The 19,033-nt window shown below is 64.5% G+C and carries 16 protein-coding genes and 2 tRNA genes; 17 read left to right on the top strand and 1 reads right to left on the bottom strand.

Annotated features, from left to right (window positions below; translation table 11 throughout):
• The first annotated feature begins 8 nt into the window (after window positions 1–8).
• The 6 genes from dnaJ (at window position 9) to BMZ19_RS06180 (ending at window position 7,507) form a co-directional block, all read left to right on the top strand.
• Window positions 9–1,139, top strand: a complete 1,131-nt coding sequence (gene dnaJ / locus BMZ19_RS06205) for a molecular chaperone DnaJ (protein WP_090308480.1) — start codon at window positions 9–11, stop codon at window positions 1,137–1,139.
• Between the two features lie 51 nt (window positions 1,140–1,190).
• Complete coding sequence (gene dapB / locus BMZ19_RS06200; RefSeq protein WP_090308476.1) at window positions 1,191–1,994, top strand: 4-hydroxy-tetrahydrodipicolinate reductase; 804 nt, start codon at window positions 1,191–1,193, stop codon at window positions 1,992–1,994.
• 227 nt (window positions 1,995–2,221) lie between these two features.
• Entirely contained in the window at window positions 2,222–3,358 is a 1,137-nt protein-coding gene (gene carA, locus BMZ19_RS06195; protein WP_090308472.1) for a glutamine-hydrolyzing carbamoyl-phosphate synthase small subunit, read from the top strand.
• A 36-nt stretch (window positions 3,359–3,394) separates the two neighbouring features.
• Window positions 3,395–6,616, top strand: coding sequence for a carbamoyl-phosphate synthase large subunit (gene carB / locus BMZ19_RS06190; RefSeq protein ID WP_090308469.1), 3,222 nt, complete (start codon window positions 3,395–3,397; stop codon window positions 6,614–6,616).
• Window positions 6,613–7,089, top strand: coding sequence for a transcription elongation factor GreA (greA, locus tag BMZ19_RS06185; protein WP_090308466.1), 477 nt, complete (start codon window positions 6,613–6,615; stop codon window positions 7,087–7,089). The genes carB and greA overlap by 4 nt, the downstream gene beginning before the upstream one ends.
• 22 nt (window positions 7,090–7,111) lie before the next feature.
• Complete coding sequence (locus BMZ19_RS06180) at window positions 7,112–7,507, top strand: DUF4149 domain-containing protein (protein WP_090309158.1); 396 nt, start codon at window positions 7,112–7,114, stop codon at window positions 7,505–7,507.
• A 43-nt stretch (window positions 7,508–7,550) separates the two neighbouring features.
• Here BMZ19_RS06180 and yhbY read toward each other — a convergent pair whose 3' ends face one another.
• Window positions 7,551–7,862, bottom strand: a complete 312-nt coding sequence (gene yhbY / locus BMZ19_RS06175; protein ID WP_090308463.1) for a ribosome assembly RNA-binding protein YhbY — start codon at window positions 7,860–7,862, stop codon at window positions 7,551–7,553.
• An 82-nt stretch (window positions 7,863–7,944) separates the two neighbouring features.
• Between yhbY and rlmE the strand changes: the two genes are divergently transcribed.
• The 11 genes from rlmE to infB all read left to right on the top strand — a co-directional run bounded on the left by rlmE (window position 7,945) and on the right by infB (window position 19,027).
• Entirely contained in the window at window positions 7,945–8,568 is a 624-nt protein-coding gene (gene rlmE, locus BMZ19_RS06170; RefSeq protein ID WP_090308459.1) for a 23S rRNA (uridine(2552)-2'-O)-methyltransferase RlmE, read from the top strand.
• 165 nt (window positions 8,569–8,733) lie between these two features.
• Window positions 8,734–10,650 (top strand): ATP-dependent zinc metalloprotease FtsH, encoded by a 1,917-nt coding sequence (ftsH, locus tag BMZ19_RS06165; protein WP_090308457.1) that lies wholly within the window; start codon window positions 8,734–8,736, stop codon window positions 10,648–10,650.
• 7 nt (window positions 10,651–10,657) lie between these two features.
• Window positions 10,658–11,509 (top strand): dihydropteroate synthase, encoded by an 852-nt coding sequence (gene folP / locus BMZ19_RS06160; RefSeq protein WP_090308454.1) that lies wholly within the window; start codon window positions 10,658–10,660, stop codon window positions 11,507–11,509.
• 15 nt (window positions 11,510–11,524) lie between these two features.
• Window positions 11,525–12,868 (top strand): phosphoglucosamine mutase, encoded by a 1,344-nt coding sequence (gene glmM / locus BMZ19_RS06155; RefSeq protein ID WP_090308452.1) that lies wholly within the window; start codon window positions 11,525–11,527, stop codon window positions 12,866–12,868.
• 65 nt (window positions 12,869–12,933) lie between these two features.
• Window positions 12,934–13,689, top strand: a complete 756-nt coding sequence (gene tpiA / locus BMZ19_RS06150; RefSeq protein ID WP_090308448.1) for a triose-phosphate isomerase — start codon at window positions 12,934–12,936, stop codon at window positions 13,687–13,689.
• 2 nt (window positions 13,690–13,691) lie between these two features.
• The gene (gene secG, locus BMZ19_RS06145) at window positions 13,692–14,069 is read left to right on the top strand and encodes a preprotein translocase subunit SecG (protein ID WP_090308443.1); all 378 of its coding nucleotides are present in this window, start codon (window positions 13,692–13,694) and stop codon (window positions 14,067–14,069) included.
• A 24-nt stretch (window positions 14,070–14,093) separates the two neighbouring features.
• A tRNA-Leu gene (locus BMZ19_RS06140) sits at window positions 14,094–14,179 on the top strand.
• Window positions 14,180–14,271: 92 nt separating this feature from the next.
• A tRNA-Met gene (locus BMZ19_RS06135) sits at window positions 14,272–14,348 on the top strand.
• A gap of 137 nt (window positions 14,349–14,485) precedes the next feature.
• A complete protein-coding gene (gene rimP / locus BMZ19_RS06130) occupies window positions 14,486–14,944 on the top strand; it encodes a ribosome maturation factor RimP (RefSeq protein ID WP_090308440.1) in 459 nt (152 codons plus the stop codon).
• A 48-nt stretch (window positions 14,945–14,992) separates the two neighbouring features.
• On the top strand, window positions 14,993–16,474 hold the full coding sequence (gene nusA, locus BMZ19_RS06125; RefSeq protein ID WP_090308437.1) for a transcription termination factor NusA: 1,482 nt from the start codon (window positions 14,993–14,995) through the stop codon (window positions 16,472–16,474).
• 27 nt (window positions 16,475–16,501) lie between these two features.
• Entirely contained in the window at window positions 16,502–19,027 is a 2,526-nt protein-coding gene (infB, locus tag BMZ19_RS06120; RefSeq protein ID WP_090308434.1) for a translation initiation factor IF-2, read from the top strand.
• Window positions 19,028–19,033 lie beyond the last annotated feature (6 nt).

Below are 19,033 nucleotides of genomic sequence, written 5' to 3'. Positions count from 1 at the left end.
TGAGATCCATGGCAAAACGTGACTATTACGAGGTGCTCGGTGTCGAGCGCGGCGCCAGCGAGGCGGAGCTGAAGAAGGCCTACCGTCGCCTGGCCATGAAGTACCACCCGGACCGCAATCCCGACGACAAGGCGGCCGAGGAGAAATTCAAGGAGGCCAACGAGGCCTACGAGGTGCTCTCCGACGCCAGCAAGCGCTCGGCCTACGACCAGTACGGGCATGCCGGGGTCGACCCGAGCATGGGCGGTGGCGGCGGTTTCGGTGCCGGCAACGCCAACTTCTCCGACATCTTCGGCGACGTGTTCAGCGACTTCTTCGGCGGTGGCGGTCGCGGCGGCCAGCGTGGCGGTCCGCAGCGCGGCAGCGATCTGCGCTACACCCTCGAGCTGGATCTGGAAGAGGCGGTGCGCGGCACCACGGTGACCATTCGAGTGCCGACCCTGGTGGCGTGCAAGCCCTGCGAGGGCAGTGGCGCCAAGAAGGGCAGTGCGCCGGTCGCCTGTACCACCTGCGGCGGCATCGGCCAGGTGCGCATGCAGCAGGGCTTCTTCTCGGTGCAGCAGACCTGCCCGCGCTGCCATGGCAGCGGCAAGATGATCTCCGACCCGTGCGGCAGCTGCCACGGTCAGGGCCGCGTGGAAGAGCACAAGACCCTGTCGGTCAAGGTGCCGGCTGGCGTCGATACCGGCGATCGCATCCGTCTGACCGGCGAGGGCGAGGCGGGCACCCAGGGTGGTCCGGCCGGTGACCTGTACGTCGTGGTCAATGTGCGCGAACATGCGATCTTCCAGCGCGACGGCAAGCACCTGTACTGCGAGGTGCCGATCAGCTTCGCCGACGCGGCGCTGGGCGGCGAGCTGGAAGTGCCGACCCTCGACGGTCGGGTCAAGCTGAAGATCCCCGAGGCGACCCAGACCGGCAAGCTGTTCCGTCTGCGCGGCAAGGGCGTGGCGCCGGTGCGCGGCGGCGGTGCGGGCGACCTGATGTGCCGGGTGGTGGTGGAGACGCCGGTCAATCTCGACAAGCGCCAGCGCGAGCTGCTCGAGGAGTTTCGCAGCAGCCTGCAGGGCGACAGTTCGCATTCGCCCAAGGCCAGCGGCTGGTTCGAAGGCGTGAAGCGCTTCTTCGACGATCTTTAACCGAACAGGGCGGCGGGTCGGCGTGTGCCGCCCGCACCCCGGAGCAGAGTTATGCGACGTATTGCAGTGATGGGCGCCGCCGGGCGCATGGGCAAGACCCTCATCGAAGCGGTCCAGCAGGCGCCGGGCGCCACGCTGAGCGCTGCGGTGGATCGCCCGGACAGCAGTCTGGTCGGCGCCGATGCTGGCGAACTGGCCGGGGTGGGGCGTCTCGGCGTGGTCCTGGCCGGTGAGCTGGCCCAGGTGCTCGACGACTTCGACGTGCTGATCGACTTCACCCATCCGAGCGTGACCCTGAACAACCTGGCCGTCTGCCGCGCGGCCGGCAAGGCCATGGTCATCGGCACCACCGGCTTCACCGCCGAGGAGAAGCAGCTGCTGGCCGAGGCGGCCCGGGAAATCCCCATCGTGTTCGCCGCCAACTTCAGCGTTGGCGTCAACCTGTGCCTCAAGCTGCTGGATACCGCGGCGCGGGTGTTGGGCGACGAGGTCGACATCGAGATCATCGAGGCCCACCATCGTCACAAGGTCGATGCGCCGTCCGGCACCGCCCTGCGCATGGGCGAGGTGGTGGCCAATGCCCTGGGGCGCGACCTGCACAAGGTGGCGGTCTACGGTCGCGAAGGCCAGACCGGCGCGCGGGCGCGGGAAACCATCGGTTTCGCCACCGTGCGCGCCGGCGACGTGGTTGGCGACCATACCGTGCTGTTCGCCGCCGACGGCGAGCGGGTGGAGATCACCCACAAGGCTTCCAGCCGGATGACCTTCGCCAAGGGTGCGGTGCGTTCCGCGTTGTGGCTGCAAGGCCGTGCGCCGGCGCTGTACGACATGCAGGATGTGCTGGAGCTGCGCTGAGGCGTGCCGGCGGAAAGGTCCGGTCTGCACTGGAAGAGTGCGGTCGCTGTCGCCGGTGGGCGGTAGACCTTTCCGCTGGACGATTTTTGCTCTAAAATTCAGCTTTAGTGCGTCCACTACGAGCATGCAGACAACATGGAAAAAAGCGGGGTGATGTGGTTCTCACGTCATTCCGCTTTTTTGCAACCTGAATTTGCATGAAACGGCTCTATTTACGGGAGGTCTTCTTGACTAAGCCAGCCATACTCGCGCTTGCCGACGGCAGCATTTTCCGCGGTGAAGCCATCGGTGCCGACGGGCAGAGCGTCGGCGAGGTGGTATTCAATACCGCCATGACCGGCTATCAGGAAATTCTCACCGATCCTTCCTACTGCCAGCAGATCGTCACCCTGACCTATCCGCATATCGGCAACACCGGCACCACGCCGGAAGACGCCGAGTCCAACCGCGTGTGGGCTGCCGGTCTGGTGATCCGCGACCTGCCGCTGGTCTCCAGCAGCTGGCGCGACAAGCAGCCACTGGACGAATACCTGAAGGCCAACAACGTGGTGGCCATCGCCGGTATCGACACCCGCCGCCTGACCCGCATCCTGCGCGAAAAGGGTTCGCAGAACGGCTGCATCCTCGCCGGCGACGACGCCAGCGAAGAAAAGGCCCTGGAACTGGCGCGCAGCTTCCCCGGCCTCAAGGGCATGGACCTGGCCAAGGTGGTCAGCTGCAGCGAGTCCTACGAGTGGAACTCCAGTGTGTGGAGCCTCGAGACCGACAGCCATGTCGACATTCCGGCCGGCGAGCAGCCCTACCACGTGGTGGCCTACGACTTCGGCGTCAAGCTGAACATCCTGCGCATGCTGGTGGCGCGTGGCTGCCGGGTGACCGTGGTGCCGGCGCAGACCCCGGCCAGCGAAGCGCTGGCGCTGAAGCCGGACGGCGTGTTCCTGTCCAACGGTCCGGGCGATCCCGAGCCGTGCGACTACGCCATCCAGGCGATCAAGGACGTGCTGGAGACCGAGATTCCGGTATTCGGCATCTGCCTCGGCCACCAGCTGCTGGCCCTGGCCTCCGGCGCCAGGACCATGAAGATGGGCCACGGCCACCACGGCGCCAACCACCCGGTACAGGACCTCGACACCGGCGTGGTGATGATCACCAGCCAGAACCACGGCTTCTGCGCGGACGAGACCAGCCTGCCGGGCAACCTGCGCGCCACCCACAAATCGCTGTTCGACGGCACTCTGCAGGGCATCGAGCGCACCGACAAGGTCGCCTTCAGCTTCCAGGGTCACCCGGAAGCCAGCCCGGGCCCGCACGACGTGGCCCCGCTGTTCGATCGCTTCATCGCCGAGATGGCCAAGCGTCGCTAAGCCTGCCGACAGATCAACGGATTCGTGTGAGAGACCATGCCAAAACGTACAGACATTAAAAGCATCCTGATCCTCGGTGCCGGCCCCATCGTCATCGGCCAGGCGTGCGAGTTCGACTATTCCGGCGCCCAGGCCTGCAAGGCCCTGCGCGAGGAAGGCTTCCGCGTCATCCTGGTGAACTCCAACCCGGCCACCATCATGACCGACCCGGCCATGGCCGACGCCACCTACATCGAGCCGATCAAGTGGCAGACCGTGGCCAAGATCATCGAGAAGGAGCGTCCCGACGCCCTGCTGCCGACCATGGGCGGCCAGACCGCGCTGAACTGCGCGCTGGACCTGGAAAAGCACGGCGTGCTGGCCAAGTTCGGCGTCGAGATGATCGGTGCCAACGCCGACACCATCGACAAGGCCGAGGACCGCTCGCGCTTCGACAAGGCCATGCGCGACATCGGCCTGGCCTGCCCGCGCTCCGGCATCGCCCACAACATGGACGAAGCCTACGGCGTGCTCGACAAGGTCGGCTTCCCGTGCATCATTCGCCCGTCGTTCACCATGGGCGGCACCGGCGGCGGCATCGCCTACAACCGTGAAGAGTTCGAGGAAATCTGCACCCGCGGTCTCGACCTGTCGCCGACCAGCGAGCTGCTGATCGACGAGTCGCTGATCGGCTGGAAGGAATACGAGATGGAGGTGGTCCGCGACAAGAAGGACAACTGCATCATCGTCTGCGCCATCGAGAACTTCGATCCGATGGGTGTGCACACCGGCGACTCGATCACCGTCGCTCCGGCACAGACCCTGACCGACAAGGAATACCAGATCATGCGCAACGCCTCCCTGGCGGTGCTGCGCGAGATCGGCGTGGAAACCGGCGGCTCCAACGTGCAGTTCGGCATCAACCCGGCCGACGGGCGCATGGTGGTGATCGAGATGAACCCGCGCGTGTCGCGTTCCTCGGCACTGGCCTCCAAGGCCACCGGTTTCCCGATCGCCAAGATCGCCGCCAAGCTGGCGGTCGGTTACACCCTCGACGAGCTGTCCAACGACATCACCGGCGGCCGCACCCCGGCGTCCTTCGAGCCGGCGATCGACTACGTGGTCACCAAGATCCCGCGCTTCGCCTTCGAGAAGTTCCCCAAGGCCGACGCTCGCCTGACCACCCAGATGAAGTCGGTCGGCGAAGTGATGGCGATCGGCCGCACCTTCCAGGAATCGGTACAGAAGGCCCTGCGCGGTCTGGAAGTCGGTGTCGCCGGCTTCGATCCCAAGCTCGACCTGGCCAGCCCCGAGGCGCAGAGCATCCTGCGCCGCGAGCTGACCGTGCCGGGCGCCGATCGCATCTGGTACGTGGCCGACGCCTTCCGCGCCGGCATGAGCTGCGACGACATCTACGCGCTGACCAAGATCGACCACTGGTTCCTGGTGCAGATCGAGGACCTGATCAAGGACGAGGAGTACGTCAAGACCCTCGGCCTGTCCAGCATCGACCGCGACCTGATGTGGAAACTCAAGCGCAAGGGCTTCTCCGATGCGCGCCTGGCCAAGCTGCTCGGCATCACCGAGAAGAACCTGCGCAGCCATCGCCACAAGCTGAAAGTGCTGCCGGTGTACAAGCGCGTCGACACCTGCGCCGCCGAGTTCGCCACCGACACCGCCTACATGTACTCGACCTACGAGGAAGAGTGCGAGGCCAACCCGTCGACCCGCGACAAGATCATGGTTCTCGGCGGTGGCCCGAACCGCATCGGCCAGGGCATCGAGTTCGACTACTGCTGCGTGCACGCCGCGCTGGCCATGCGTGAAGACGGCTACGAGACCATCATGGTCAACTGCAACCCGGAAACCGTCTCCACCGACTACGACACTTCCGACCGCCTGTACTTCGAGCCGGTGACCCTGGAGGACGTGCTGGAGATCGTCCGCGTCGAGCAGCCCAAGGGCGTGATCGTCCAGTACGGCGGCCAGACCCCGCTGAAGATCTGCCGCGCCCTCGAAGAGGCTGGCGTGCCGATCATCGGCACCAGCCCGGACGCCATCGACCGCGCCGAAGACCGCGAGCGCTTCCAGCAGATGGTCCAGCGCCTCAACCTGCGCCAGCCGCAGAACGCCACCGCGCGCAGCGAGGACGAGGCCCTGGCCGCGTCCAAGGTCATCGGCTATCCGCTGGTGGTGCGTCCGTCCTACGTGCTCGGCGGCCGGGCGATGGAAATCGTCTACGAAGAGGAAGAACTCAAGCGCTACATGCGCGAAGCGGTGAAGGTGTCCAACGACAGCCCGGTACTGCTCGACCACTTCCTCAACTGCGCCATCGAGGTCGACATCGACGCGGTGTGCGACGGCGAGACCGTGGTGATCGGTGCGATCATGCAGCACATCGAGCAGGCCGGCGTGCACTCCGGTGACTCCGCCTGTTCGCTGCCGCCGTACTCGCTGCCGGCGCACATCCAGGACGAGATTCGCGAGCAGGTCAAGAAGATGGCCCTGGAGCTCGGCGTGGTCGGTCTGATGAACGTGCAGATGGCCGTGCAGGGCGAGGACATCTACGTCATCGAGGTCAACCCGCGCGCCTCGCGTACCGTGCCGTTCGTCTCCAAGTGCATCGGCACCTCGCTGGCCAAGATCGCCGCCCGCGTGATGGCCGGCAAGACCCTGGCGGAAGTCGGTCTCACCAAGGAAATCATCCCACCGTTCTTCAGCGTCAAGGAAGCGGTGTTCCCGTTCGCCAAGTTCCCCGGTGTCGACCCGATCCTCGGCCCGGAGATGAAGTCCACCGGCGAGGTGATGGGTGTGGGTGACAGCTTCGCCGAGGCCTTCGCCAAGGCCCAGTTGGGCGCCAGCGAGATCCTGCCGACCGGTGGCACCGCGTTCATCAGCGTGCGCGAGGACGACAAGCGTTTCGTCGCCCAGGTCGCCCGCGACCTGATCGACCTCGGTTTCGATGTGGTGGCCACCGCCGGTACCGCCAAGCTGATCGAGGCCGCCGGTCTGCCGGTGCGTCGCGTCAACAAGGTCACCGAGGGTCGCCCGCACGTGGTCGACATGATCAAGAACGACGAAGTCAGCCTGATCATCAACACCACCGAAGGCCGTCAGTCGATCGCCGACTCCTTCTCGATCCGCCGCAACGCCCTGCAGCACAAGATCTGCATCACCACCACCATCGCCGGTGGTCAGGCAATCTGTGAAGCGCTGAAGTTCGGCCCCGAGAAGACCGTGCGCCGTCTGCAGGATCTGCATGCAGGTATCAAGGCATGACCAAGTACCCGATGACTGTCCAGGGCGCTCGCGCCCTGGAGGAAGAACTGGCCCATCTGACCAAGGTCGTGCGTCCGAAGCTCAGTCAGGACATCGGTACCGCACGGGAGCTGGGCGATCTCAAGGAGAATGCCGAGTATCACGCTGCCCGCGAGCAGCAGGGCATGGTCGAGGCGCGTATCCGTGACATCGAGGGTCGCCTGCAGCACGCGGTGATCATCGACGTCACCACCATCGCGCATACCGGCAAGGTGATCTTCGGCACCACCGTGGAAATCGCCAACTGCGAGACCGACGAGAGCGTGACCTACCAGATCGTCGGCGAGGACGAAGCCGACATCAAGGCCGGCAAGATCTCCGTCGGCTCGCCGATCGCCCGCGCCCTGGTGGGCAAGGAAGAGGGTGATGTGGTCGTGGTGCAGACCCCGAGCGGCAAGGTCGAATACGAGATTGTCGAGGTTCGCCATCTCTGAGTCGGCCCCCCCTCGTCCGCCGCTGCGTGCCGGCGCCATCAGCTGGCGCCTGGCCCAGACCTTCTGGGTGGGTGGTCTGTGGCTGCTGTACTTCGTGCTGCTGCCGGCGCTGGAGCATTACGGCCTGGCGCCGCTGCTGCTCGAGGATATTTCCGCCAGCCTGATCCCGCTGCTGCTGGGCTTCGCCGGCTTCTGCGTGTTGCTGCAGAAGCTGGTGCTCATGCAGTTGCGGGGTCTGCGCAGCCTGTGGGCGGATTTCCGCGGTCAGCTGCTGCTGGCCGTCCTGCTGCTGGTGGTGGGATTCTTTGCCGGCCCCTGGCTGGGGTTCGCGGGTGCCAGCTGGCAGCTGTTCTGCTACATGGCCGTGGCGGCCTGCGGGTTGGTGCTGGTGCTGCAGCCGGTACCCGGCGAGCACTGAAGAGGCGGGCGATGCCGCGAGGCCATCGCCCGTGTCTGCCGCCTCAGATCTGGTGGCGGACGATGTTCGACAGCTGACGGTTCTGCTTGGCGGCCTTGCGATAGACCAGCGCCATCTTGCCGATGATCTGCACCAGCTCGCTGCGCGACTGCTGGCACAGCTCGTCGATCAGGGCGCGGCGGTCGTCGCGTTCGGTGATGGCGAACTTGACCTTGATCAGCTCGTGATCGTTGAGGGCGCGGTCCAGTTCGGCCAGCACGCCTTCGGTCAAACCGTTTTCCGCCACGATCAATACCGGATTCAGATGGTGGCCGATAGATTTGTATTGTTTCTTCTGCTCGTTGTTGAGCGGCATAATCCGACCTCTGCGTCTGATCCTGTTAAAAGCGGCGGCTAGTGTACCCGAGTGACCGGGAGCCGCACAGATGAGGTATCCCGTGGCCCGTTCCAAGACCAGCCAGCGTTGGCTGAAAGAGCATTTCGACGATCCCTACGTGAAGATGGCGCAGAAGGACGGCTACCGTTCGCGCGCCAGCTACAAACTGCTGGAAATCCAGGAGAAGGACCGCATCCTGCGGCCGGGCATGACCGTGGTCGACCTCGGCGCGGCGCCGGGCGGCTGGTCGCAGGTCACCAGTCGGGTGATCGGCGACAAGGGGCGCCTGATCGCCTCGGACATCCTGGCGATGGACAGCATTGCCGATGTCACCTTCATCCAGGGCGACTTCACCGACGATGTGGTGTTCGCGCAGATCCTCGAGGCGATCGGCGAGCATCCGGTCGACCTTGTGATTTCCGACATGGCCCCCAATATGAGTGGCGTACGCTCGGCCGACCAGCCGCGCGCCATGTACCTGTGCGAGCTGGCCCTGGATCTGGCCACTCGCGTGCTGCGTCCGGGCGGCGACTTCCTGATCAAGATCTTCCAGGGCGAAGGCTTCGACGCCTACCACAAGCAGGTGCGCGAGCTGTTCGACAAGGTGCAGATGCGCAAGCCGCTGTCCTCGCGGGACCGCTCGCGCGAGCAGTATCTGCTCGCACGCGGATTCCGTGGCGCCTAGACTGCAGCTTGACCGACCCGGGCCGGTACGGCCGGGTCAAATGACGTTACAACCCGATCTGCCAGCAATCGGGTGGCTGTAGTAAGTTAGGTCGGTAAAGATCCGGCCGTCATGTGAAGCGGTTTCCAGGCGAGGCCGGTCAGCGAGGGTAGTCAATTGAACGACATGGCAAAGAACCTGATCCTGTGGCTGATCATCGCAGCCGTGCTGGTAACGGTGATGAACAACTTCTCCACTCCGAACGAGCCGCAGTCGCTCAACTATTCGGAGTTCATCCAGGAGGTCAAGGACGGCAAGGTCGAGCGTGTGACCGTTGACGGTTACATCATCACCGGCCGCCGTGTCGACGGCGAACCCTTCCGTACCGTGCGCCCGGCGATCCAGGACAACGGTCTGATCGGCGACCTGATCGACAGCAAGGTGGTGATCGAGGGCAAGCAGCCCGAGCAGCAGAGCATCTGGAGCCAGTTGCTGGTGGCGAGCTTCCCGATCCTGGTGATCATCGCGGTGTTCATGTTCTTCATGCGCCAGATGCAGGGCGGTGGCGGTGGTCGCGGCGGGCCGATGAGCTTCGGCAAGAGCAAGGCGCGTCTGCTCTCCGAGGATCAGGTGAAGACCACCCTGGCTGACGTCGCCGGCTGCGACGAGGCCAAGGAAGAGGTCGGTGAACTGGTCGACTTCCTGCGCGATCCGGGCAAATTCCAGCGCCTCGGCGGGCATATCCCGCGCGGCGTGCTGATGGTCGGCCCGCCCGGCACCGGCAAGACCTTGCTGGCCAAGGCCATCGCCGGCGAGGCCAAGGTGCCGTTCTTCACCATTTCCGGCTCCGACTTCGTCGAGATGTTCGTCGGCGTCGGTGCCTCGCGCGTGCGCGACATGTTCGAGCAGGCCAAGAAGCATGCGCCGTGCATCATCTTCATCGACGAGATCGACGCGGTCGGTCGTCATCGTGGCGCCGGTCTCGGCGGCGGGCATGACGAGCGCGAGCAGACCCTCAACCAGTTGCTGGTGGAGATGGACGGCTTCGAGATGAATGACGGCATCATCGTCATCGCTGCTACCAACCGCCCGGACGTGCTCGACCCGGCGCTGCTGCGCCCGGGGCGCTTCGATCGCCAGGTGGTAGTCGGCCTGCCGGACGTGCGTGGTCGCGAGCAGATCCTCAAGGTGCACATGCGCAAGGTGCCGCTGGGCGACGACGTCGAGCCTTCGGTAATCGCTCGCGGCACCCCCGGTTTCTCCGGTGCCGACCTGGCCAACCTGGTCAACGAGGCCTCGCTGTTCGCCGCGCGCAACGGCAAACGCATCGTCGAGATGAAGGAGTTCGAGCTGGCCAAGGACAAGATCATGATGGGCGCCGAGCGCCGCTCCATGGTCATGACCGAGGACGAGAAGCTGATGACCGCCTACCACGAGTCCGGTCACGCCATCCTCGGCTGCCTGTTCCCCTCCGACCCGGTACACAAAGTCACCATCATCCCGCGCGGCCGTGCGCTGGGCGTGACCATCTCCCTGCCGGAGCGCGATCACCACGGTTACAGCCGCATCTGGCTGCACAACAAGCTGAAGATGATCTTCGGTGGGCGGATCGCCGAGGAAGTCATCTTCGGTCACGACAAGGTCACCAACGGCGCCACCGGCGACATCGGCCAGGCCACCCGCATCGCGCGCACCATGGTCACCCAGTGGGGCATGTCGGACAAGCTGGGCTTCCTGTCCTACGCCGATGAAGAGGAAGAGGTATTCCTCGGTCGCTCGTCCGGGCGTGGCAGCAGCGTGTCGGCGGAAACCGCCCGACTGATCGATGACGAAGTGCGTGCGGTGATCGACGGCAACTACGAGCAGGCCGAACAGGCCTTGCGCGACAACCTCGACAAGCTGCATGCCATGGCCCAAGCCCTGATGAAGTTCGAGACCATCGACGCCGAGCAGGTCGCCGACATCATGGATGGTCGCGAGCCGCGCGAGCCCAAGGGCTGGAACGACACCGGCAGCGGTTCCTCGGGCAGCAGTGCCCGGCCGCAGGCGGATGCCGAGCCGCGTGCCGACAAGCCGCTTGGCGGTCCGGCCGGAGAGCATTGATTTCCCGATGACTACGCGTGCCTTTCGCGACCGGCTGCCCTGTGGCAGTCGGTCGCTCGACTTGTCCCGTCCGCAGGTGATGGGGATTCTCAACGTCACCCCTGATTCCTTCTCCGACGGCGGCTGCTTCAATCACCTGGATGCCGCGCTGCGCCATGCCGAGGCGATGGTGCGTGCCGGCGCGACGCTGATCGACATCGGTGGTGAATCGACCCGCCCCGGCGCGCCGTCGGTCTCCGCGCAGGAGGAACTGGAGCGGGTCGCCCCGGCCGTCGAGGCGATTGCCCGCGAGCTGGACGTTATCATCTCGGTGGATACCTCCACCGCTGCGGTGATGCGCGAGTCGGCACGACTCGGTGCCGGGCTGATCAACGATGTTCGCTCCCTGCAGCGGCCCGGCGCCCTGCAGGCGGCAGCGGAAAGCGGCCTGCCGGTGTGCCTGATGCACATGCGCGGCGAGCCGGGCAACATGCAGGATGACCCGCAGTACCCGGACATCTACGCCGAGGTGCACGATTTCCTTGCCGAGCGCATGTCCGCCTGCGCACAGGCGGGCATACCCCGCGAGCGCATCGTGCTGGATCCGGGCTTCGGCTTTGCCAAGACCCAGGCGCATAACCTGCGGCTGTTTCGGCAGTTGGAACGACTGCACGAGTTCGGCTTGCCGCTGCTGGTTGGGGTATCGCGCAAGAGCATGATCGGTCGGGCACTGGATCGCCCGGTCGGTGAGCGGCTGTACGGCAGCCTGGCGCTGGCTGCGCTGGCGGTGGCCAAGGGCGCACAGATCGTGCGGGTGCACGACGTGGCCGAGACGGTGGATGTGGTTCGCATGATTGCCGCCGTGGAATGGGCGGATTGACAGCAGGATGATGGAATGAGCAGAAAATATTTTGGTACCGACGGTATTCGCGGACGGGTCGGCGAATTTCCGATCACCCCCGAGTTCATGCTCAGGCTGGGCTGGGCCGCCGGCATGGCGTTCCGTCGCCAGGGGCACTGCAAGGTACTGATCGGCAAGGACACGCGGATCTCCGGCTACATGTTCGAGTCGGCCCTGCAGGCCGGGCTGATTGCCGCGGGCGCTGACGTGATGCTGCTCGGTCCGATGCCTACCCCGGCGGTGGCCTACCTGACCCGCACCTTCCATGCCGATGCCGGGATCGTCATCAGTGCCTCGCACAATCCGCACGACGACAACGGCATCAAGTTCTTCTCCGGCAAGGGAACCAAGCTGCCGGACGAGGTCGAGCTGATGATCGAGGAGCTGCTCGATGCGCCGATGGGCGTGGTCGAGTCGGCGCAGCTGGGCAAGGCGGCGCGGATCAACGACGCGGCCGGCCGCTACATCGAGTTCTGCAAGAGCAGCGTGCCGACCAGCACCGATTTCGCCGGCCTCAAGCTGGTGCTCGACTGCGCCCATGGCGCCACCTACAAGGTGGCGCCCAGCGTATTCCGCGAGCTGGGCGCCGAGGTGGCGGTGATCGCCGCGCAGCCGGACGGTCTCAACATCAACGCCGGGGTCGGCTCCACCCACGTGGAGGCGCTGCAGAAAGCGGTGCTCGAGCAGGGTGCCGACATGGGTATCGCCTTCGACGGCGACGGCGACCGGGTGCTGATGGTCGACCATACCGGCGCCGTGGTCGATGGCGACGAGCTGCTTTACATCATTGCCACCGATCTCCAGGAGCGCGATCGTCTGCCCGAAGGGACCGGCGTGGTCGGCACCCTGATGAGCAATCTGGGCCTGGAGTTGGCCCTGGCGGCGCGCAACATCCCCTTCGTGCGCGCCAAGGTCGGCGACCGCTACGTGATGGCCGAGATGCTCGAACGTGGCTGGGTGCTGGGTGGCGAGAATTCCGGGCACATCGTCTGCAAGCAGCATGTCACCACCGGCGATGCGATCATCGCCGCGCTGCAGGTGCTACTGGCCCTGCGCCGTCGCGAGCAGAGTCTGGCCGAGGCGCGCCACGGCCTGCACAAGTGCCCGCAGGTGCTGATCAACGTGCGCTTCGGTGGTGGTCAGGATCCGGTGGCGCACCCGCAGGTGCAGGAGGCCTGCGCGCGGGTGACCGAGCAGATGGCCGGGCGTGGTCGCGTGCTGCTGCGCAAGTCGGGTACCGAGCCGCTGGTGCGGGTGATGGTCGAAGGCGATGAGGAAGCCGTCGTGCGTGCGCACGCGGAAACCCTGGCTGCGCTGGTGAAAGAGCTATGTGCTTGATTTCGCTTGCCAGTTCCTCGGCGCTTGAGTAACATCTGCGCCCACTTTGCACGACGAGGTTTAGCATGCGCCGCCCCCTGGTCGCTGGTAACTGGAAGATGCATGGCACCACTGCCAGCGTCTCCGAGCTGATCAAAGGTTTGCGTTTGCTGGCTCTGCCGGGCGGCGTGGATGTGGCGGTAATGCCGCCATGCCTCTACATCAGTCAGGCGATTGCCGGACTGGCAGGTAAGAATGTTGCGGTTGGTGCACAGGACTGTGCGGTCGAGCCGATGCAGGGTGCGCTGACTGGCGAGATTGCCGCCAGTCAGCTGGCTGATGCCGGTTGCCGCTATGTGCTGGTTGGTCATTCCGAGCGTCGGCTGTTGCTGGGCGAGGGTGATGGCGTGATCAGTCGCAAGTTTGCTGCTGCACAGTCCTGCGGGTTGATTCCGGTGCTGTGTGTGGGTGAAACCCGTGAGCAGTACGAAGCCGGCGAGACAGTCGCGGTGGTCATGCGGCAGATCGGTGCGGTGATCGAGGCGCTCGGTGTGGGGGCTTTCGCGAAAGCGGTGATTGCCTATGAGCCGGTCTGGGCCATCGGTACCGGGCTCACGGCGACGCCGAAGCAGGCTCAGCAGGTGCATGGCGCGATTCGTGCCCAGCTGGCGGCAGAGAATGCCGTGGTGGCTGAGGGTGTAAGAATTCTTTATGGCGGCAGTGTCAAGGCCGCCAGTGCGGCCGAGTTGTTCGGCATGCCGGATATCGATGGGGGGCTGATAGGTGGTGCCTCCCTCAATGCGGACGAGTTCGGTGCGATCTGTCGTGCCGCAGGAAGCTGAAGATGCTCGAGACTGTGATCATTGTGGTGCATCTGCTGGTGGCGCTGGGCCTGGTTGCCTTGGTGTTGCTGCAGCAGGGCAAGGGTGCTGATGCCGGTGCGTCCTTCGGTGCTGGTGCTTCGGGTACCGTGTTCGGTAGTCAGGGTTCTGCTACGTTCCTGAGTCGTTTTACTGCTACACTTGCTGCCGTTTTTTTTGCTACCAGCCTCGGTTTGGCCTTTTTTGCCAAAGACAAAGCTGATATGCTTAAACAAGATGGATTGCCGGATCCGGCAGTACTAGAAGTTCCAAGCAAGCCCGCTACAGAAGATGTGCCGGTGCTTGAAGCGCAAAAGCCGGCTTCTTCGGATGTGCCGTCAGGTACTGAGCAGAAGCAGTAACAGGCGGTTTGCGTTAAAGAGTTTGCCGAGGTGGTGGAATTGGTAGACACGCTACCTTGAGGTGGTAGTGGCCATAGGCTGTAGGGGTTCGAGTCCCCTCCTCGGTACCATACAAGAAGGCCCGCGCAATGCGGGCCTTGTTGTTTCTGGAAGGTCATGGTTGACCATTCGGGAGCAAGTCTGTATAGTTTTCCAACTCAGACGCGGGGTGGAGCAGTCTGGTAGCTCGTCGGGCTCATAACCCGAAGGTCGTAGGTTCAAATCCTGCCCCCGCAACCAGTTTTACAAAAAAAGCCCCTTTTTAGGGGCTTTTTGCTAGTTGGAAGATTTGTGCCACTTTTAAATGTCAGGAGTGGTTACCTACGGGATGGGCGTTTCGCCCATTTTTTGTTTGTACAGCATGCGGAGGCGACCAGGTGTCGAGCAAGCTAGAACAGTTGCAGGCCTTGCTGGCCCCGGTGGTCGAGGCTCTCGGCTACCAGTGCTGGGGCGTCGAATTCATTTCTCAAGGCCGGCATTCCCTGCTGCGGGTCTATATCGATCTTCCCGACGGCGTTCTGATCGAAGACTGCGAAAAAGTCAGTCGGCAGATCAGTGGCGTGCTGGATGTCGAGGATCCGATCAGCGGTGAGTACACCCTGGAGGTTTCTTCTCCCGGGATGGATCGCCCGCTGTTTACCCTCGAGCAGTTCGCTGCCCACGTGGGCGAGCAGGTGAAGATCCGGCTGCGCTCGCCCTACGAGGGACGACGCAATTTCCAGGGCTTGCTGCGTGGCGTGGAAGAGCAGGATGTGGTCGTTCAGGTAGACGAGCATGAATACCTGCTGCCGGTCGATTCGATCGACAAAGCCAACATCATTCCCCGTTTTGACTGAGGCGCGGATCCGGCGGGTCCCAATGGATTGCGAAAGGCGAGGCGTACGATGAGCAAAGAAGTACTGCTGGTAGTAGAGTCGGTGTCCAATGAAAAGGGCGTACCGGCCAGCGTGATTTTCGAAGCGCTGGAGTTGGCTCTGGCCACTGCCACCAAAAAGCGTTTCGAGGACGAGGTCGAACTGCGTGTTTCGATCAATCGTCAGACTGGTAATTATGAAACCTTCCGCTGCTGGACCGTGGTCGACGAAGACGACCTGGAGAATCCGGCGGCCGAGCTGACCCTCGCCGAGGCGCAGGAGAAGCAGGCTGACGCCAAGCTGGGTGACGTGGTCGAGGAAAAGATCGACTCCATCGAATTCGGTCGCATCGCGGCGCAGACCGCCAAACAGGTGATCGTGCAGAAGGTCCGCGAGGCCGAGCGCGCCCAGGTGGTCGATGCCTATCGCGAGCGCGTCGGCGAGATCATCTCCGGCACGGTGAAGAAGGCTACCCGAGACAGCGTGATCGTCGATCTGGGCAACAACGCCGAGGCGCTGCTGGCCCGCGAGCACATCATTCCCCGCGAGTCCTTCCGCGTCGGTGCGCGCATGCGCGCCCTGCTCAAGGAGATCCGCAGCGAGAACCGTGGTCCGCAGCTGATTCTGTCGCGCACCGCGCCGGAAATGATCATCGAGCTGTTTCGCATCGAGGTTCCGGAGATCGCCGAGGGGCTGATCGAGATCATGGCCGCTGCCCGCGATCCGGGCTCGCGCGCCAAGATCGCCGTACGTTCCAAGGACAAGCGCATCGACCCGCAGGGCGCCTGCATCGGCATGCGCGGTTCGCGCGTGCAGGCCGTGTCCGGCGAACTCGGTGGCGAGCGCGTGGATATCGTGCTGTGGGACGACAATCCTGCGCAGTTCGTGATCAACGCGATGTCCCCTGCCGAGGTGGCGGCGATCATCGTCGATGAAGACACTCACACCATGGACATCGCCGTGGCTGCCGACAACCTGGCTCAGGCCATCGGCCGCAGCGGGCAGAACGTGCGTCTGGCCAGCCAGCTGACCGGCTGGACCCTCAACGTGATGACCGAGGCCGATATCCAAGCCAAGCAGCAAGCCGAGACCGGCGACATCCTGCAGCGGTTCGTCGACGAGCTGGGGGTGGACGAGGAGCTGGCCGAGGTGTTGGTGGAAGAAGGCTTCACCACCCTGGAAGAGATTGCCTACGTGCCCATGGAGGAGATGCTCAGCATCGAGGGCTTTGATGAAGAGATCGTCAATGAGCTGCGTGCCCGGGCCAAGGACCGTCTCCTGACCAAGGCGATCGCCACTGAAGAGAAGCTCGCGGACATCCATCCGGCAGACGATCTGCTGGAACTGGACGGCATGACCAAGGAGCTGGCTGTCGAGCTGGCCCTGCGTGGCGTGCCGACCCGCGAAGACCTGGCCGAGCAGTCGATTGACGACCTGCTCGAGATCGACGGCATGACTGAAGAACGTGCCGGCAAGCTGATCATGGCCGCCCGAGCCCATTGGTTCGAGTAAGTGGTCGCGGCCTGAGGAGAGAAGTGCATGACGCAAGTCACGGTGAAAGAACTGGCCCTGGTGGTCGATACACCGGTAGAGCGCCTGCTGCAGCAAATGCGTGAGGCAGGTCTGCCGCACAACCGCGCCGAGCAAGTAGTGACCGATGAAGAGAAGCAGAAACTATTGGCGCATTTGAAGAGCAGCCACGGTGAGAAGCTGGAAGAACCCAGCAAGATCACCCTGAAGCGCAAGACCACCAGCACCCTGCGGGTTGCTGGCAGCAAGACCATCAGCGTCGAAGTACGCAAGAAGAAAACCTTCGTCAAGCAGGAGCCGGCGGAAGTCGCCGCCGAGCAGAAGCGCGAGCAGGACGAGAAGCGCGCGGCCGAAGCGGCGGCGCGTCCGGCGCCTGAAGCCAAGCCCGAAGCCCGGCCCGAGGCGGCAGCACCGGCACCGCGCCGTGGCGCCGATGCCGAAGAGGCGCGGATTCGCGCCGTGGCTGCCCGTCAGGCCAGCGCCGCCCAGGTGGCCGCTGCCGTCGCCGCTCCGGTGGCTGTGGAAGCGGGTCAGCCGGGTGCCGCCGAGCGTGCCCGTGACGAAGCCCGTCGTGCGGCACCCAAGCGCAACGAGGATGACGAGCGCCGCGAGCGCAAGCAGGCCCAGCCGCGTCCGTCGCTGAAGGAAAAGGCGCCGACGCCGCGTGTCGCTCCGCGCAGCACCGAGGAAGAGAGCGATCGCTTCCGTCGTGGCGGCCGTGGCGGCAAGAGCAAGCTGAAGAAGCGCAACCAGCACGGCTTCCAGAGCCCGAGCGGTCCGATCATCCGCGAAGTGAACATCGGCGAGACCATCACCGTGGCCGAGCTGGCCGCGCAGATGTCGGTGAAAGGCGCCGAGGTGGTCAAGTTCATGTTCAAGATGGGCACCCCGGTGACCATCAACCAGGTGCTCGACCAGGAAACCGCGCAACTGGTGGCCGAAGAGCTGGGCCACAAGGTCACGCTGGTCAGCGAGAACGCCCTGGAAGAGCAACTGGCCGAATCCCTCAAGTTCGAGGGCGAGGCCGAGTCGCGCGCGCCGGTGGTCACCGTCATGGGGCACGTCGACCATGGCAAGACCTCGCTGCTCGACTACATTCGCCGCACCAAGGTGGCGACCGGTGAAGCGGGTGGCATCACCCAGCACATCGGCGCCTACCACGTGGAAACCGACCGCGGCATGGTCACCTTCCTCGACACCCCCGGCCACGCCGCGTTCACCGCGATGCGTGCCCGTGGTGCCAAGGCGACCGACATCGTCATCCTGGTGGTGGCGGCCGACGACGGCGTGATGCCGCAGACCGAGGAAGCCATCCAGCACGCCAAGGCGGCGGGTGTGCCGATCGTCGTGGCGGTCAACAAGATCGACAAGCCGGGCGCCGATCTCGACCGGATCAAGCATGATCTGGCTGCGCGTGAAGTGATCCCGGAAGAGTGGGGCGGTACCACCCAGTTCATCCCGGTTTCGGCCAAGGTCGGCACCGGTATCGACGAACTGCTGGAGGCCGTGCTGCTGCAGGCCGAAGTCCTCGAGCTGACGGCCACGCCGAGCGCTCCGGGCCGTGGCGTGGTGATCGAATCGCGTCTGGACAAGGGCCGCGGCCCGGTGGCTACCGTGCTGGTGCAGAACGGTACCCTGCGTCAGGGCGACATCGTCCTCGCCGGCGTCAACTATGGCCGCGTGCGCGCCATGCTTGACGAGAACGGCCAGCCGATCAAGGAAGCCGGTCCGTCGATTCCGGTCGAGATCCTCGGCCTGGACGGCACTCCGGATGCGGGTGACGACCTGACCGTGCTCGCCGACGAGAAGAAGGCGCGCGAAGTCGCCCTGTTCCGTCAGGGCAAGTTCCGCGAGGTCAAGCTGGCCCGCGCGCATGCCGGCAAGCTGGAAAACATCTTCGAGACCATGGGTCAGGAAGAGAAGAAGACCCTCAACATCGTCCTCAAGTCCGACGTGCGTGGTTCGCTGGAAGCCCTGCAGGGCTCGCTGGCCGGTCTGGGCAACGAGGAAGTGCAGGTGCGTGTGGTCGGCGGCGGTGTCGGTGGCATCACCGAAAGCGACGCCAACCTGGCGCTGGCCTCCAATGCGGTGATCTTCGGCTTCAACGTGCGTGCCGACGCCGGCGCGCGCAAGATCGTCGAGCAGGAAGGTCTGGACCTGCGCTACTACAACGTCATCTACGACATCATCGAGGACGTCAAGAAGGCGCTCACCGGTATGCTCGGCAGCGACGTGCGGGAGAACATCCTCGGTATCGCTGAAGTGCGTGACGTCTTCCGTTCGCCGAAGTTCGGCGCGGTTGCCGGCTGCATGGTGGTGGAAGGCAACGTCCATCGCAACCGTCCGATCCGTGTGCTGCGTGACGACGTGGTGGTCTTCGAAGGCGAGCTGGAATCCCTGCGCCGCTTCAAGGACGACGTCGCCGAAGTCCGCGCCGGCATGGAATGCGGCATCGCGGTGAAGAGCTACAACGACGTACGCGTCGGCGACAAGATCGAAGTGTTCGAGAAGGTCCAGGTGGCTCGCAGCCTCTAAGCGTCA

Source organism: Pseudomonas linyingensis (assembly GCF_900109175.1).
Classification (GTDB): domain Bacteria; phylum Pseudomonadota; class Gammaproteobacteria; order Pseudomonadales; family Pseudomonadaceae; genus Geopseudomonas; species Geopseudomonas linyingensis.
The sequence above is the reverse complement of the archived record's forward strand: the minus strand, read 5'-3'. Positions and strand labels throughout refer to the sequence as shown.

Bases quoted from the DNA above. Each gene is read 5' to 3' on its own strand.
- yhbY (WP_090308463.1), bottom strand. From the start codon at position 7,862: ATGCCGCTCAACAACGAGCAGAAGAAACAATACAAATCTATCGGCCAC.
- secG (WP_090308443.1), top strand. From the start codon at position 13,692: ATGCTCGAGACTGTGATCATTGTGGTGCATCTGCTGGTGGCGCTGGGC.
- ftsH (WP_090308457.1), top strand. From the start codon at position 8,734: ATGGCAAAGAACCTGATCCTGTGGCTGATCATCGCAGCCGTGCTGGTA.
- dnaJ (WP_090308480.1), top strand. From the start codon at position 9: ATGGCAAAACGTGACTATTACGAGGTGCTCGGTGTCGAGCGCGGCGCC.
- carB (WP_090308469.1), top strand. From the start codon at position 3,395: ATGCCAAAACGTACAGACATTAAAAGCATCCTGATCCTCGGTGCCGGC.
- dapB (WP_090308476.1), top strand. From the start codon at position 1,191: ATGCGACGTATTGCAGTGATGGGCGCCGCCGGGCGCATGGGCAAGACC.
- greA (WP_090308466.1), top strand. From the start codon at position 6,613: ATGACCAAGTACCCGATGACTGTCCAGGGCGCTCGCGCCCTGGAGGAA.
- infB (WP_090308434.1), top strand. From the start codon at position 16,502: ATGACGCAAGTCACGGTGAAAGAACTGGCCCTGGTGGTCGATACACCG.
- nusA (WP_090308437.1), top strand. From the start codon at position 14,993: ATGAGCAAAGAAGTACTGCTGGTAGTAGAGTCGGTGTCCAATGAAAAG.
- tpiA (WP_090308448.1), top strand. From the start codon at position 12,934: ATGCGCCGCCCCCTGGTCGCTGGTAACTGGAAGATGCATGGCACCACT.
- folP (WP_090308454.1), top strand. From the start codon at position 10,658: ATGACTACGCGTGCCTTTCGCGACCGGCTGCCCTGTGGCAGTCGGTCG.
- glmM (WP_090308452.1), top strand. From the start codon at position 11,525: ATGAGCAGAAAATATTTTGGTACCGACGGTATTCGCGGACGGGTCGGC.